We start from the raw sequence: 13,601 nt of genomic DNA, 5'->3' as shown, positions 1-13,601 counted from the left end.
AAGGCGGATACGGGCCCGCTGCCCGTTCTGGGCGAGACGATCCGGTTCGACTCGGCCGGGTTCCGCTGGGCTCGGCGCGGCTCGGTCGGGTTCCGCTCGGCTCGGCGCGGCGCGGTTCGACTCGGTTCGGCGCGGCTGGGTTCGGCGCGGTTCGGTTCGTCGGGGTACGTGGCTCCGGCCCGCCGGCTCTGTAACGCCGCCTGCCTCCGATGGCACACTGACACGTCGACCCGGAGGGAGACCGGACGTGCCCATGATCCGCAAGCTGCGCCGCATGGTCGGCCGTGCCACGCGCCGCACCGTGGACCTCAGCCACCCCGCGCGCTCCCCGCTCGGCAGTGCCGTCGTGAACTGCGTCGTCTACCAGGACGGCAAGCGGCGCACCGACGGCCCCGCTGCCGTCTCGGCCGCCCAGGCCCTGGCCCGCGTACGCAAGGAGGGCGAGGGCTTCGTCTGGATCGGGCTGCACGAGCCGACCCCCGACGAGCTCGCCGAACTCGCCGAGCCGTTCGGCCTCCACCCGCTGGCCGTCGAGGACGCCGTGCACGCCCACCAGCGCCCCAAGGTGGAGTCGTACGACGACATGCTGTTCGCCGTCTTCAAGTCCGTCTGCTACGTGGACCACGACGAGCTGACCGCGAACAGCGAGGTCGTCGACACCGGCGAGATCATGGTCTTCACCGGCCAGGACTTCGTCATCACCGTGCGCCACGGCCGGCACGGCTCGCTCGGCCCGGTCCGCGAAGCCCTGGAGGCCGACCCGGAACAGCTGGCCAAGGGCCCGTCGGCCGTGCTGCACGCGATCGCCGACCACGTCGTCGACGAGTACCTGACCGTCGCCGACGCCGTGCAGGAGGACATCGACGACGTCGAGTCCCAGGTCTTCGCCGCCCAGCCCGACCGCTCCGGCGGCCGCGCCGACGCGGGACGGATCTACCAGCTGAAGCGGGAACTCCTGGAGCTGAAGCGGGCCGTCTCCCCGCTCAGCCGCCCCCTCGAGATCCTGGCCACGCGCGCCAACCCGTTGATCGATCCCGACATCCAGCCGTACTTCCGCGACGTCTGCGATCACCTGGCCGGAACGAGCGAGCACATAGCGTCCTTCGACGCCCTGCTCGACTCGATCCTCCAGGCCCACCTGGCCCAGGTCACGGTCGAGCAGAACGAGGACATGCGCAAGATCACGTCCTGGGCGGCGATCATCGCCGTGCCGACCATGGTCTGCGGTGTCTACGGCATGAACTTCGAGCACATGCCCGAGCTCAAGTCCCCCTACGGCTACCCGGTCGTCGCAGTCATCACCGTCCTCGCCTGCCTCCTCCTCCACCGAACCCTCCGCCGCAAGGGCTGGCTGTAGACGGGATCGACGCCCGGCCCCGAGCGCCCCGGTCCCCTCAGGGCCGCCAGTGCGGGTCGCGGCCCAGGGCGCCGAGGAGGCGGTCCTGCTCGGGCGCATCCGCCGGTACGGGCACGGGGTCGCCGAGCACTCCTGCCTGCCGCGCGGGTCCGGCGAGCCCCTCGTAGGCGGTCGCGACCTCGGCGAGCACCACCGGTTCGATCGCGTGCTCCTGACCCGTGGCGCGGGCCAAGTCCCAGGCGTGGACGGCGAGATCGCCGAGCACCATGTGGCCGACGGTGCGGGCCGGGAAGTTCATCGCCCCCGTCGTCCCCTCCTCCGCTCCGGGCTCGCCCCAGGCCGCGACGAGCCGTCGGACCTCTTCGGCGAACCGCTCCCGCCAGTCGTCGCCCCGGCCGACCGCGTCAGGCGTCTCCCCGAACTCCGAGTTCTGCTTCGCCGCGAGCGCCTGGAACTGCACGACCACCTGCGTGAGGTGGTTCACCAGGGCGCGTACGTCGTACTCGGAACACGGTGTGCGCTGTCCGAGCTGTCCGTCCTCGATGCCTCGGACGACGGCGGTGGCCTGCGCGCCTGCCGTGTCCAGGAGTTCGCTGATGCTCTTCGTCATGCGCCGACCGTAGAACGCGAGCGGTGCGTACGCCTTGAACAAACGCGACAGCCGAACCCTGACCTCACCCCCGTCCTAGACTCCGTTCATGGCAGCTCCACGCCGTGACACCAAGGGCATCGTCGATGCCGCCGAGCTCTTCTCCCGCGTGCGGTTCCGCCGCCGCGAGCCCGCCGAGGCGCTGCGGCCGTATCTCGAGCACTACTGGCTGATCGACTGGGACCTGCCCGAGCCGTACGCATCACATGTCGTTCCCCACCCTTCCGTGAACGTCGTCTTCCAGCGCTCCGAAGCCGCCGGCAGCTCCGGAACACAGCCCGCCGAGGGCTTCGGCGAGGTCGCGGGCATCGGCCTCGAGCTGTTCACCAAGAAACTCGAAGGCCTGGGCCGGGTCTGCGGCGTGCAGTTCCGCCCCGGCGGCTTCCGGCCATTCGCCCCGGCACGGCCGGTGAGCGACTGGACGGGGCGGCAGTCCGCGCTGTCCGAGGCGTTCCCGGCCGGGGCCGCCGACGGTGCGGCGCGGGCCGTGCTCACTCCGGACGACGAGGACACCCGCGTTGCCGCGCTCGACGCTTTCCTGCTGTCCCTCGGGCCCGAGCCCGATCCGCAGGCCGATCTCGCCATGGCCCTGGTCGACCGCGTCCGCACCGACCGCTCCATGCGTCGCGTCGATCAACTCGCGCGCACGGAGGGCCTGTCGACGCGCAGCCTGCAGCGGCTGTTCTCCGCGTACGTCGGCGTCGGCCCCAAGTGGGTCATCCTCCGCTACCGCATCCACGACGCCCTGAACTTCGCGGAGACGGGCGCCGCCGTCGACTGGGCGGCCGTCGCAGCCGACCTCGGCTATGCCGACCAGGCCCATCTCGTACGGGACTTCACCGCGACGGTCGGGGTACCGCCGACCGCCTACGCAACGGGAGCCTGAGCCACGGGCCGGTAACAAGGGGCGGCAGCAAGGGAGTCGACCGAGCGGCCTACGCGTCCGGCGACGTCAGATACCGGTGCACGGTGGGCCCCAGCCAGTCGATCACTTCCTGTCTGCTCATCTCGACTGCGGGCGGGAAGCGCAGCACATACCGGGCGAGGGCCATCCCGAGGATCTGCGAGGCGACGAGCGCGGCACGGCGCGGCGCGGACTGCGGGTCCGGAGAGTGCTTCACGGCGACCGGGATCAGCTGCTGCTCGAAGATCTCCCGCATGCGCTCGGCACCGGACGCGTTGGTCACGCCGACCCGGAGCAGCGCCGTGAGGATCTCACTGTTCTCCCACAGATCCAGGAAGTGCTCGACGAGGGCGAGTCCGGCCTGTCCGCCCGCCCCGTGCCCGGAACCCACGGGGAGCGCCGACTCTCTCTCGTCCGGCCAGCTCACGTCGGGCATACGGAGGTCGATCTCGGCAGCGGCGGCGAAGAGCCCCTCCTTGTTCCCGTAATAGCGCATCACCATCGACGGGTCGATGCCCGCGTCCTGCGCTATGGCACGGATCGTCGCCCGCTCGTACCCACTGGCGGCGAAGCGTTCGCGGGCGGCGGCGAGGATCGCGGCACGGGTGGCGTCGGAGCGGCGCGCGGGCTTCTCGGCGGGCGCGCCCGCCTCCACCCCTGCACGCTCGCCCGGTCGGGAGGACTGCGCGGTGTCGGACATGCCGCCAAGACTATGCCAACACCCGTTGGCCCACAAGTGTTGACTTCCGGTGGCGACGGCCCTAGATTCGCCAACAAGCGTTGACCAACGGCTGTTGACCTTTCATGCGACAGCCCGCGGTAAGCGCCGGCAGACCAGGCAGACAGGCATGGGCATCGAGGAGGCCGCAATGAACGGCAGCACGAGCACCGGCGCACACACCGTCACGAGCACCCACGCGAACCCGCACACGGACCCCGGCACCGAAGCCTCCGTGCTCGTCGTCGGCGCGGGCCCCACCGGCCTGCTGCTCGCCGGGGACCTGGCCGCCGCAGGCATCCCCGTCACCGTCCTGGAGAAGCGGCCGGCGGCCATCAGCAACCTCACCCGCGCCTTCGGCGTGCACGCCCGCACGCTGGAGCAGCTGGACGCCAGGGGCCTCGCGGACGAACTCGTCGCGCAGGGACAGCGGATCGAGACGATCCGGCTCTTCGGCGACCTCACGCTCGACGTCTCGGCGCTGCGCTCGCGCTTCCCGTTCCTCCTCTCCACCCCGCAGTACGAGGTGGAGAAGCTGCTCCGCCGCCGCGCCACGGAGCACGGCGTCACCTTCCGCCACGGCACGGAGGTGACCGGACTGCGCCAGGACGCCACCGGGGTCGAGGTCGAGGTGCGCCACGAGGACGGGATCACCGCCTCGCTCCGCGCGGCCTACCTCGTGGGCGCCGACGGCGTGCGCAGCACCGTTCGCGAGGCGATCGGCCAGTCCTTCCCCGGCCGCCCCGTCATCAGCTCGATCGTCCTGGCCGACGTCGAACTCCCCGAGGACCCGGAGCGCACGGTCGCCGTCAGCGGCTCGAAGGACGCGTTCGCCTTCGTCATCCCCTTCGGCGACGGGTATTGGAGGGTGGGCGGCTGGAACCGTGAGCGGGCCGACATCCCGGACTCCGCCCCCACGTCCCTCGACGAGCTGAAGGACATCGCCCGCCGCGCCTTCGGCTCCGATCTCGGGATGCACGACGCCCGTTGGATCTCCCGCTTCCACAGCGACGAGCGCCAGGTCCGGTCGTACCGCACGGGCAGGGTCTTCCTCGCCGGGGACGCCGCGCACACCCACAGCCCGGCCGGCGGGCAGGGCATGAACACCGGACTGCAGGACGCCGCCAACCTGTCGTGGAAGCTCGCCGCCATTCTGCGCGGCCGCGCCCCCGAGGCCCTGCTCGACACCTACCAGAGCGAACGACACCCGGTGGGCCGGACCGTCCTGCGCAGCAGCGGCGCCATCGTCCGCCTGGCCATGGCGCACAACCGCCCGCAGTACGCGCTGCGTTCGCTGCTCACGGCCGTGCTCAAGCATGTGCGGCCGGCGCGCGAGAAGGCACTAGGCCAGATCACCGGCATCGGGTACGCATACGCCGCACCCCGCGGCACCCACCCACTCGTCGGCCACCGTGCCCCGGACCTGGCGCTGGCCGAGAGCCCGGCGGGCACGCGGCTCCACGAAGCCCTGCGCGCCGGCGAGTTCGTCCTCGTCACTCCGGCCGACGTGCAGATCGAGGCGAAGGACGGGAAAGGCCACGAGCTGCGGGCCACGCTCACCCACTGGTCCGGCCCCCGCCGCACGGCACTCCTGGTCCGCCCCGACGGATACATCGCCTGGGCCGCCGAGAACGCCCACCCCGAGCAGATACTCGCCGCGGTGCGGGAGCGGACGGAAGCGTAAGGGGACGGCCCCCGGAAGGCCCGGGGGCCAGCGCGAAGGCCCGGGGCCAGCGCGAAGGGCCGGGGCCCGGCCCGAAGGCTCAAGGCCCGGCCCGAAGGCTCGGGTTACGCCCCGAAGCAAACCCGGGGACACCTCGGAGCCTGGGCCACTCCGAGCCCCCCGAGCCGGGAGGCAGCGCCGGGAGCTCACCGGCTAGCCGGCCGACCCCAAAGGCCGGCGGCCGGTCGCGCTCCTGAACCCAGCCGGCCGGACTCAGGAGCCGGTCTGCCCTCCGGGCCCGGCATCGCCCTCCGGGACCGTCATCACCCTCCGCCCGCCTATCCTGGCTTGGACCCGTCCTGTCGTACGTACGCACGAGGAGCACCGCACATGGCCTCCGCCCCGATCGCCGTCGTCACCGGAGCGAGCAGCGGTATCGGTGCCGCCACCGCGCGCCAGCTGGCCGCCGCCGGTTACCGCGTGGTGCTCACGGCCCGCCGCAAGGACCGCCTCGAGGCGGTGGCCGCCGAGATCAACGCGGCGGGCCACCAGGCCATGGCGTACGGCCTGGACGTGACGGATCGCGAGGCGGTCGACTCCTTCGCGACGGCCTTCCGGGAGATCGCCGTCCTCGTGAACAACGCGGGCGGAGCGCTCGGCGCCGACCCGGTGGCCACCAGCGACCCGGCCGACTGGCGCCAGATGTACGAGGTCAACGTGATCGGCGTACTCAACCTGACGCAGGCGCTGCTGCCCGCGCTGACCGCGAGCGGGGACGGCACGGTCGTCGTCCTCTCCTCCACCGCGGGCCACGCGACGTACGAGGGCGGGGCCGGCTATGTGGCTGCGAAGAACGGTGCCCGGGTGCTCGCCGAGACGCTGCGGCTGGAGATCGTCGGCCGGCCGGTGCGCGTCATCGAGATCGCGCCCGGGATGGTCAAGACGGAAGAGTTCGCCACGACCCGCTTCCGCGGCGACACGGAGAAGGCGGCGAAGGTGTACGAAGGCGTCGCCGAACCTCTGACCGCGGAGGACGTCGCCGAGACGGTCACCTGGGCGGTGACCCGCCCGCCGCACGTCAACATCGACCTGCTCGTCGTCCGCCCCCGCGCGCAGGCCTCCAACACCAAGGTCCACAGGGAGCTGCGGTGAACACCACCCCGGACACCGACCCGACACCGGAACCTGCGTCGGCACCCGCGCAGGAAAGCACGCAGGAAACCACGCCGGAAGCCAAGTCGGCCGAACAGCAGCGGCTCGTCCAGGAGAAGAAGAACGAGCGGATGGTGTGGTGGTACCTCGCGTACTTCCTGTTCGGCATCCACCTGGTCGCGTTCGTGATGATCTACGCGGTCACGCACGCGAAGTGAAGCGACCCCGGTGCGCGCATGCCGCACCGGGGCCCGCCGACCGGAGTCAGCCCTTCACACACACCACCTGCTTGAGCTTCGCGACCACCTGGACCAGGTCCTGCTGCTGATCGATGACCTGCTCGATCGGCTTGTAGGCGCCCGGGATCTCGTCCACCACACCGGAGTCCTTACGGCACTCCACACCCCGCGTCTGCTCCTCCAGGTCCTTCGCGGAGAAGCGCCGCTTGGCGGCGTTGCGGCTCATCCGGCGGCCGGCGCCGTGCGAGGCCGAGTTGAAGGACGCCGGGTTACCCAGGCCGCGCACGATGTACGAACCGGTGCCCATCGAACCGGGGATGATGCCGTAGTCGCCGCTGCCCGCCCGGATCGCGCCCTTACGCGTGACGAGCAGGTCCATCCCCTCGTACCGCTCCTCCGCCACGTAGTTGTGGTGTCAGAAGAACCGCCAATCTCATATGACGCTCGCATAGCGGCTTCATGGGCTAGGAGGGGACGAACGTTGACACTTGCCGAGGAGCAGCCGAGGAAGAAGATGACGGCCGCCGAGGTAGAACGGCTGGTCAACCGCCTACGCGGGGTGCCGGCCGGGACGCCGAGCCTAGAAGAGGCCAAAGCCCTCCGTGCAGAGGGCTGGCACCTCGTTGTGGCCTACTGCCGGATCTCCGACGACGCGCATAAGCGGGACGGCCACGGAGTCGAGGACCAGACACGGCACTGTGCGCGTATCGCGGAGCGGACCCGCTCTGTTGTTGTGCAGCACTACATCGACAACGACAAGTCGGCGTCGAAGGCCAGCGTCACCCGGGACGACTTCGACAGCATGATCGACGCCCTTGAGCGTGGGACGACCGATCACGGATACCCGGTCGACGGCGTGGTGTGCGTTGCCGACGACCGTCTCTATCGAGGCGCGCACGCGTACGAGCGCTTTGTGGACTCGTTCACGGCCCATCCGGATCGCATCTACGCCGACGACACCGGCGGCCACGACCTCTACGGGGACGGTGCCGAGTACCGCGGATTGCTCGGAGTGGCCGCGTCCCGTTCGGAGACCAAGAAGAAGAAGCGGCGAGCACGGTTGAACCACCTTGCCCGAGCGGAGCGGGGAGAGCCGGTCGCGGGCCGTCGGCCCTTCGGTTGGAACGCCGACAAGCTGACCTTGCACCCCGAGGAGTCCAAGGTCGTCCGCCAGGGCGTGACCGATCTCCTCGCGGGCAAGAGCATCACGACTGTGACACGGAACTTCGTGGCTTCCGGGCTGACATCCACGATGGGCAACAGCTGGCAGCTCCAGACGGTGAAGCAGATCCTGCGAAACCCTCGGATCTGCGGCTTCCGAAAGCTCAAGGGTGAGCTGGTCTCCGACTCCGAGGGCAATCCGGTCGTCGGCAAGTGGGAGCCGATCTGCACGCCCAAGGAGTGGTACGCCGTCACGGCGCTGCTGGAGAAGAACCGCAGCGCTGGCGGTTGGGACGGGTCCGGAGACGGCAAGCGGACCCCGCGCAAGTACCTGTTGACCGGTCTTCTGCGGTGCGGCAAGAAGCTGGAGGACGGCCAGACCTGCCACGCGAAAATGCACGGCGCCCCCGCCCGGAAGACCCACAAGTATCGGTGCAGGTCTGTCCTTGACGGGGGCTGCGACAAGCTGAGCCGCCAGGGCCCGGCTATCGACAAGCTGATCTCTGAACTTGTGCTCGCCAAACTGGAGAAGCGCAACGCTGAGCGTGAGCCGGTCGAGGAGGTCTGGGCCGACGAGGCCAAGATGGAGGCTGCACAGCGGCGAAAGACGGCACTGGCGGACCAGTGGCACGCCGAGGAGATCAGCGACTCCACGTTCTTCTCACTCCTGAAGAAGGTGGAGCTGGAGATCAAGCGTCTCGGCGTCGAGCGGAAGGCGTGGGCCGCACGTCAGGAGACTCGGAAGCACAAGGTCACCGACGTGCGTGCACAGTGGCAGGACGACAGGTTGGACCTACAGCAGAAGCGGCGGATCATCTTCGACGCCCTGGAGGCGGTCATCGTCCTTCCGGGCGTGAAGGGGTCCCACAAGTTCGACCCGGACACGATCATTCCCGTGTGGAAGGAAGAGTCGGCTAGCTGAACTCGACGCCGAGGACTTGGCCCATCGCGTTCCATTTCTCGGCGCTCCACTCGGGCGACCGCTCCAACCACTTTGCTATCCAAGCCTGTTCGGCATCCGTCAGCTCAGCCTGTGACGCCTCGGTTTCGGCCGAGGCGTCTTGCCTTGCCCTGCACACGGAGATCGGAGGCGGCTCAACGGACGAGAGATTCAGGGGCTCTGCGACCGTGGTCATGACTGCCACAGCTCCCCTTCTGTCTTGGTGCGTTGTTTCTGTTCGTGGGCTTGTTGGCGTTCATGGCGGACCTGGGCGGCGAGGAGTTGTTCTCCGGGGGTGTAGCCGATACCGAGGAACGTCCAGTCGGAGACGACAAGGGTTGTGGGCTCTTCAGCCTGGCCGTCTGCGGCATCGGCAGGCTGTTCGCAGTCTTCGAGTTCCAGGGGCTCGCGCTGGGCCTGTCGCCAGGCTCGGCGTTCTTCGCGGAGTGCGCCGAGGGTGGTGGAGTAGCGGCGGGACTTGGTGGAGAAGTGGCCGCGAAAGCCGAGCATGTGAGCCCACTTGCGCAGGTTGAGCCCGTCGAGTTCGGGCACAGCACCGAGGTCCCAGCACGTGCGGATCATCTGCCGGACGTGGGTGTCGACGGGCAAGTCCGTGAGGGCTTCACGGCCAGTCCCCGTGCATGCGTCGCACGGGTCGGTGACGTCATCGTGCGGGGTGGTTGTGGTGCCAGTTCCCTTGCAGGTTCCGCAGCGGACGGGGCGGTCGACCATGCCGGAGTCTTCGGCACCCTTGGTGGCGTACTTGGCGATGTATCCGGCGACAGCTTCGGCGGTCAGCCGGCCTTTGCCGTCGTCTGCGGCGATCTGGCGTACGTCGATCTGCCGCCCCCACTTGAAGGTCCGCTCGCCGAGCTGAGTGGCGTGCACGGTGAGGGTGACGTGGCGCGCAGCGAGCTTGACGGCTTTGGCCAGCAGGGCGGCGGTGGCGTAGTCGGGCGGGGGCGTGGTGCCGCCGTCGGGACCGTCGAGGCGGATGATCGCGTGGTAGTGGACTACGCCGCGCTTTTGATACTCGGCGACCTTGGCGAAGGAGACGCGCAGCTCTGCGGCCAGATCCTTCTGCGTCATGTGCAGGAGGCGGGCAAGGTAGCGGCGCAGGTACGTGGTGAAGCGTCCCCAGAGCTGTCCGGCGTGAGCGTTGAAGAGGACGGACCCGGTGTAGTCGTAGCGACTCGGGTGAAGGGGAGTGCCGAGTACGGGGTCATCGTCGGCGTGGTGGGTGCCGCAGACGCAGCCAGGGCGGTTACGCCAGACGCGACCATGGACGGTCCCGAAGCTAGGGGCAGTCAAGGTGGCGAACACCCTTGGGTGGGTGCGGACTTGCTCGGGGGTGTTCTTACCGCCGACGACTCCGGCACGGATGAGCTGGTAGGTGTCACCTGCGTACAGACGCGCGCAGGAGGGGCAGCGTGAGGCGCGGCGGTTGTTGCAAGCGATGAGGATGCGGCCGGTGGGAGTGTCGGCCGTGTTGAAGGAGCGCAAGGCCCGGCCAGTAACGGCGTGGACGGTTTCGGTCCATCCGGCGAGCTGGATCGGTGCGGTGCAGCCACGGGCTTGCTCGACCCCGTGGCGTACGGCATCGAAGGTGCCGTCGTTGAGGTGAGTGAGCAGCTCGCGCAGGGCGGGGCTAGCCACGTGGGACAGGTCCACGCGCTTGTCCGGGGCACTGGAGCGGGCTGGGGTCGCCACGGTGGAGGGGGCGGGCAAGGCGGTGGTCCTCTCGTGACACAGGAGGACAGGGGGTGGGGCCCCGAACCGCACCCGGGCAAGGGTGAGTTGAGGGTGCGGTTCGGGTCATGGGTGACCGAGCCCAGGCAGGGCTATGGTCAGGAATCGCGCCGGGAGGCCGGCGGAGGAAAGAGCCCAGGTTCAGAGCTGGGCGTGCGCGGCGGACGCGAGGGGCATGGGGACGCCCAGGCGAGTCTTGAGCTGCGCGGGGGTGATGGTCTGTCCGGTCGCGGTGTGGTGCTGGGCGGCGATGGTGCGGGCCGCTTCCAGGAGCGAAGCCGGGACAGACGGGGCCGACGACGGAGCCGGGGCCGCAGACTCGGCAGGCTGTCTCGTCGGGGTTGAGTCAGGAGCCGGGACCGTCTCGGGGACCGGTTCAGTACCCGGGATTTCCACTGTGACGGAGCGAGGCTCGGGGGCGGTGAGGGTGTGGAAGTGGCGGAGCATCTGCGGCCCGACGGCACCCCAGCCGAGCAGCAGGAGCGGCGCCACGGCGTCGAGGGCGGCGCGGCCATAGTGTTCGGCGGCGATGGGTTCGGCAATGTTGAGGGCGAGGGTGAGCAGCCCGGACAGGTGCATCAGCCGCACCGCGCCCTTGAGCTCTGCGGGGTCCACCCCTTTAAGGGACAGGTGCCGCAGGCCGACAAGGAGCCCGAGGACGGACAGGTCGACCATGGGGGCGATCAAGGGTGCGATGGGGCGGGGGACGCCGAGGCGGAGCGCCAGGGACCAGACGTTGCCGAAGGAGAACACGAAGGCCAGGGCGGCAATCGTCGCCATCACGACCGTTACGGTCCGCTGCGTCACCCGTTCTTCACCCATGGGGAATCACCTCCATTCCAAGTCATCGATGGTTGAGGGGAGTTCAGGCTGCGAGGCCATCCGTGCCAGGCTCGGGCTTGTCGAGGCGGACGGTGATGCGCCTTCCGGTGAGAGCCGCGAGGAGTTGGAACGGGTCGCGCATCAGGTGCGCCGTCTCGGCAGCTACCTGGGCCGCGTGCTCAGCCGACACGTAGGGCGTACGTACGCGGATGAAGCCCTTGGAGTTCGGGGCCTTCATCACCAGGACGCCGGTGAACATGGGGTCCTGAAGCTCGACCGGGTCCATGTCGGGGTACTCGCGGATGTTGTCACCGAGGGCCGCAACGGAGGCTTCGGTGGTGCGCTGGGCGAAGGAGAAGCCGACCGCGCAGTTGTCGCGGATGAACGTCGGGATCGCGTCCCCCGTCGCCTTCTGCGTGATCACGAACGTGATGATTCCTGCGGAGCGCCCCTTCTTGACCAGGTCCTCAACCAGCCGAGCGTTCTCCGCTGTGAGCGCGGCCAGACGCTTGGTCTCCCGGTCGCTGCCCTTGTAGTCGCGGAAGAACGTGTGCGCCTCATCAATGATCAGGACCACGATCGGCCATTCCGCGGTGGGGCCCTTGTGCCACATGTCCTGCGTACCGAAGACGCCCCGCGCGGCCTTCACGCGGGCACGGCGCAGCTCGACCATCTCCCTGAAGAAGCGGTTCGCTGCTGTCACGTCATCGCCGACGTAGCGGAACAGGCGGTCGGCGACTTCGGCGTAGTCGCCTTCGCCGACGGCTTCGGCCTTGCCGTCCACGACAGCGAACTGCACCAGCGGTGAGGGGCTGAAGTCCGCGATTGCTTTGTTGATCACTGAGGACTTGCCCGTGCCGGGCCGACCGGCACCGACCACGCCCGACACCTCTTTCAGCGCCAGGAAGGCGGTAACGCCGTACTCGTCCAGGCCCAGGATCATGCGGGTGATGTTGGCCGGCGGCTCCCCTGTGGGCACATGCGTGGTCATTTCCGCGAGCGGGTCATGCCGCACACCACGGATGACGACCTGACCGGGCTTCTTGGCGGGGGTGACGGAGATCCGCACACAGCCCCACGCATCGGCCAGGTACTCGGCTGCCTTCTGGAACTCCTTCAACGAGACCTTCGGCAGGCACTTCGCTGTGACGACCACACCGAACCGGTCCGGCCTGACCTTGATCGTTGGCGTCAGCGTGCGCGGCTCGATCGGACGTGTCTGCTCGGTGCTGAACTCCCTAGCTATCTGCGCGGAAAGCGTGGGCTTCCGGTCGACGACGCACAGGCCCGCCATCTCCGCCAGACGCGGCCAGGTCCGCCGCACCCGTACGGCCTGACGCATGCTCGCCCGCAGGTCCGTATCGGCCCGCACGTAGCGCACGGCCAGCACCAGGCCCCACACGGCGAAGAACGCGAGGCCCAGCCCCACGACCACGGGGCCGTAGGTGTCCATGAGGTCGATGGGGTTCACTCCCCCGCCCTCCTTTCACCGTTGCCATACAGGAATCCGTACAGAGCCATCTGGAGATCGAGAAGGTCCAGGCCGTTGGAGATCTCCGGGTAGCCGTGGTCCTCAAGGACCGTGCGCACGTCGTGCAGCAGCCCGACCGTGAAGCGGGACCCGCAACCCTGCACGAGGGGATACACCTTCATGTCGGCCGTCACCACGCCGCCTTCTTCGAGGTCGACGTGGTGTCGGCGTTCGCAGTCGGGGCCGCCTCAGCAGAGGTGTCCGGGGCGGATGCCGCAGCAGCCGGGGCACCGGCCTGGATCGGAGCAGCGGCAAGCAGGTCCAGCCTGTCCGCCCGGTAGTTGCAGCCCTCCGACAGCCGGGCCTGGCCCCGGTTGTCCAGGCTCGCCCGCGCCCACGGGGAGGCCACAAGGTTCGTCAGCCGCACCGTGGAACCGACCGTCATTCCCTGCGGCAGGCCCGTGTTGGGGACCTGGATCTGCATGGACTCCGCTCGGCCCTCATCAATGATCATCACCGTGAGCTGCCAGAACTCGGCACCCGTCTCCCAGTCGGTGGCGATCACGCCGTTCTCGCGGTCCGCCATGCGCGGAGAGGGCGCTGTGCCGACCACGGCCATCGCCAGCGAGGAGAGGCGGTAGGGGATACGAGGCATGGGCATGAGTAACTCCTTCGTTCACCGGCCGCTTGTTCGACCGGAGCGAGATCAAGTAATACCCAGCACTGCTAGCAGTGTCAAGTGGGCTCTGTCGCTTAGCTGTGTGGATTCAGGGAAT

Annotated in this window: 14 protein-coding genes and 1 pseudogene; 6 read left to right on the top strand and 9 right to left on the bottom strand. The window is 69.2% G+C overall.

The window, feature by feature from the left end:
* The first annotated feature begins 253 nt into the window (after positions 1–253).
* On the top strand, positions 254–1,357 hold the full coding sequence (locus tag QIS96_RS34240; RefSeq protein ID WP_282546743.1) for a magnesium and cobalt transport protein CorA: 1,104 nt from the start codon (positions 254–256) through the stop codon (positions 1,355–1,357).
* Positions 1,358–1,394: 37 nt separating this feature from the next.
* Here the strand turns inward: QIS96_RS34240 and QIS96_RS34235 are convergent, their stop codons facing one another.
* A complete protein-coding gene (locus QIS96_RS34235; RefSeq protein ID WP_282546741.1) occupies positions 1,395–1,967 on the bottom strand; it encodes a TIGR03086 family metal-binding protein in 573 nt (190 codons plus the stop codon).
* An 88-nt stretch (positions 1,968–2,055) separates the two neighbouring features.
* Between QIS96_RS34235 and QIS96_RS34230 the strand changes: the two genes are divergently transcribed.
* Complete coding sequence (locus QIS96_RS34230) at positions 2,056–2,892, top strand: helix-turn-helix domain-containing protein (protein ID WP_282546740.1); 837 nt, start codon at positions 2,056–2,058, stop codon at positions 2,890–2,892.
* Between the two features lie 49 nt (positions 2,893–2,941).
* Here QIS96_RS34230 and QIS96_RS34225 read toward each other — a convergent pair whose 3' ends face one another.
* Positions 2,942–3,610, bottom strand: coding sequence for a TetR/AcrR family transcriptional regulator (locus QIS96_RS34225; protein WP_282546739.1), 669 nt, complete (start codon positions 3,608–3,610; stop codon positions 2,942–2,944).
* Positions 3,611–3,779: 169 nt separating this feature from the next.
* Here QIS96_RS34225 and QIS96_RS34220 point away from each other — a divergent pair, with 169 nt between their 5' ends.
* The 3 genes from QIS96_RS34220 to QIS96_RS34210 all read left to right on the top strand — a co-directional run bounded on the left by QIS96_RS34220 (position 3,780) and on the right by QIS96_RS34210 (position 6,661).
* Complete coding sequence (locus QIS96_RS34220) at positions 3,780–5,312, top strand: FAD-dependent oxidoreductase (protein WP_282546738.1); 1,533 nt, start codon at positions 3,780–3,782, stop codon at positions 5,310–5,312.
* Positions 5,313–5,681: 369 nt separating this feature from the next.
* Positions 5,682–6,443 (top strand): SDR family NAD(P)-dependent oxidoreductase, encoded by a 762-nt coding sequence (locus tag QIS96_RS34215; protein ID WP_282546737.1) that lies wholly within the window; start codon positions 5,682–5,684, stop codon positions 6,441–6,443.
* Positions 6,440–6,661 (top strand): hypothetical protein, encoded by a 222-nt coding sequence (locus QIS96_RS34210; RefSeq protein WP_282546736.1) that lies wholly within the window; start codon positions 6,440–6,442, stop codon positions 6,659–6,661. The genes QIS96_RS34215 and QIS96_RS34210 overlap by 4 nt, the downstream gene beginning before the upstream one ends.
* Positions 6,662–6,707: 46 nt before the next feature.
* Here the strand turns inward: QIS96_RS34210 and QIS96_RS34205 are convergent.
* A pseudogene (locus QIS96_RS34205) lies at positions 6,708–7,097 on the bottom strand (RtcB family protein); the annotation flags it as partial.
* A gap of 66 nt (positions 7,098–7,163) precedes the next feature.
* Between QIS96_RS34205 and QIS96_RS34200 the strand changes: the two are divergent.
* Entirely contained in the window at positions 7,164–8,765 is a 1,602-nt protein-coding gene (locus tag QIS96_RS34200) for a recombinase family protein (protein WP_282546735.1), read from the top strand.
* On the opposite strand, the gene QIS96_RS34195 is transcribed toward QIS96_RS34200, so the two are convergent.
* From QIS96_RS34195 to QIS96_RS34170, 6 genes are all read right to left on the bottom strand, one after another.
* On the bottom strand, positions 8,758–8,979 hold the full coding sequence (locus QIS96_RS34195; RefSeq protein WP_282546734.1) for a hypothetical protein: 222 nt from the start codon (positions 8,977–8,979) through the stop codon (positions 8,758–8,760). The genes QIS96_RS34200 and QIS96_RS34195 overlap by 8 nt on opposite strands.
* Positions 8,976–10,454: a replication initiator gene (locus tag QIS96_RS34190; protein ID WP_282546733.1), complete on the bottom strand. Its 1,479-nt coding sequence runs from the start codon at positions 10,452–10,454 to the stop codon at positions 8,976–8,978. Before QIS96_RS34190 ends, QIS96_RS34195 begins: the two co-directional genes overlap by 4 nt.
* Before the next feature lie 219 nt (positions 10,455–10,673).
* Positions 10,674–11,354: a SpdA protein gene (locus QIS96_RS34185; RefSeq protein ID WP_282546732.1), complete on the bottom strand. Its 681-nt coding sequence runs from the start codon at positions 11,352–11,354 to the stop codon at positions 10,674–10,676.
* A 43-nt stretch (positions 11,355–11,397) separates the two neighbouring features.
* On the bottom strand, positions 11,398–12,825 hold the full coding sequence (locus QIS96_RS34180; RefSeq protein ID WP_282546731.1) for an ATP-binding protein: 1,428 nt from the start codon (positions 12,823–12,825) through the stop codon (positions 11,398–11,400).
* Entirely contained in the window at positions 12,822–13,019 is a 198-nt protein-coding gene (locus tag QIS96_RS34175) for a hypothetical protein (protein ID WP_282546730.1), read from the bottom strand. The genes QIS96_RS34180 and QIS96_RS34175 overlap by 4 nt, the downstream gene beginning before the upstream one ends.
* Positions 13,016–13,486, bottom strand: a complete 471-nt coding sequence (locus QIS96_RS34170; protein WP_282546729.1) for a hypothetical protein — start codon at positions 13,484–13,486, stop codon at positions 13,016–13,018. Before QIS96_RS34170 ends, QIS96_RS34175 begins: the two co-directional genes overlap by 4 nt.
* Between the last annotated feature and the right edge of the window lie 115 nt (positions 13,487–13,601).

The sequence above is a fragment of the Streptomyces cavernicola genome (assembly GCF_029968035.1).
In the GTDB taxonomy this organism is placed as follows: domain Bacteria; phylum Actinomycetota; class Actinomycetes; order Streptomycetales; family Streptomycetaceae; genus Streptomyces; species Streptomyces cavernicola.
This window is presented reverse-complemented; position numbering and strand designations above follow the sequence as displayed.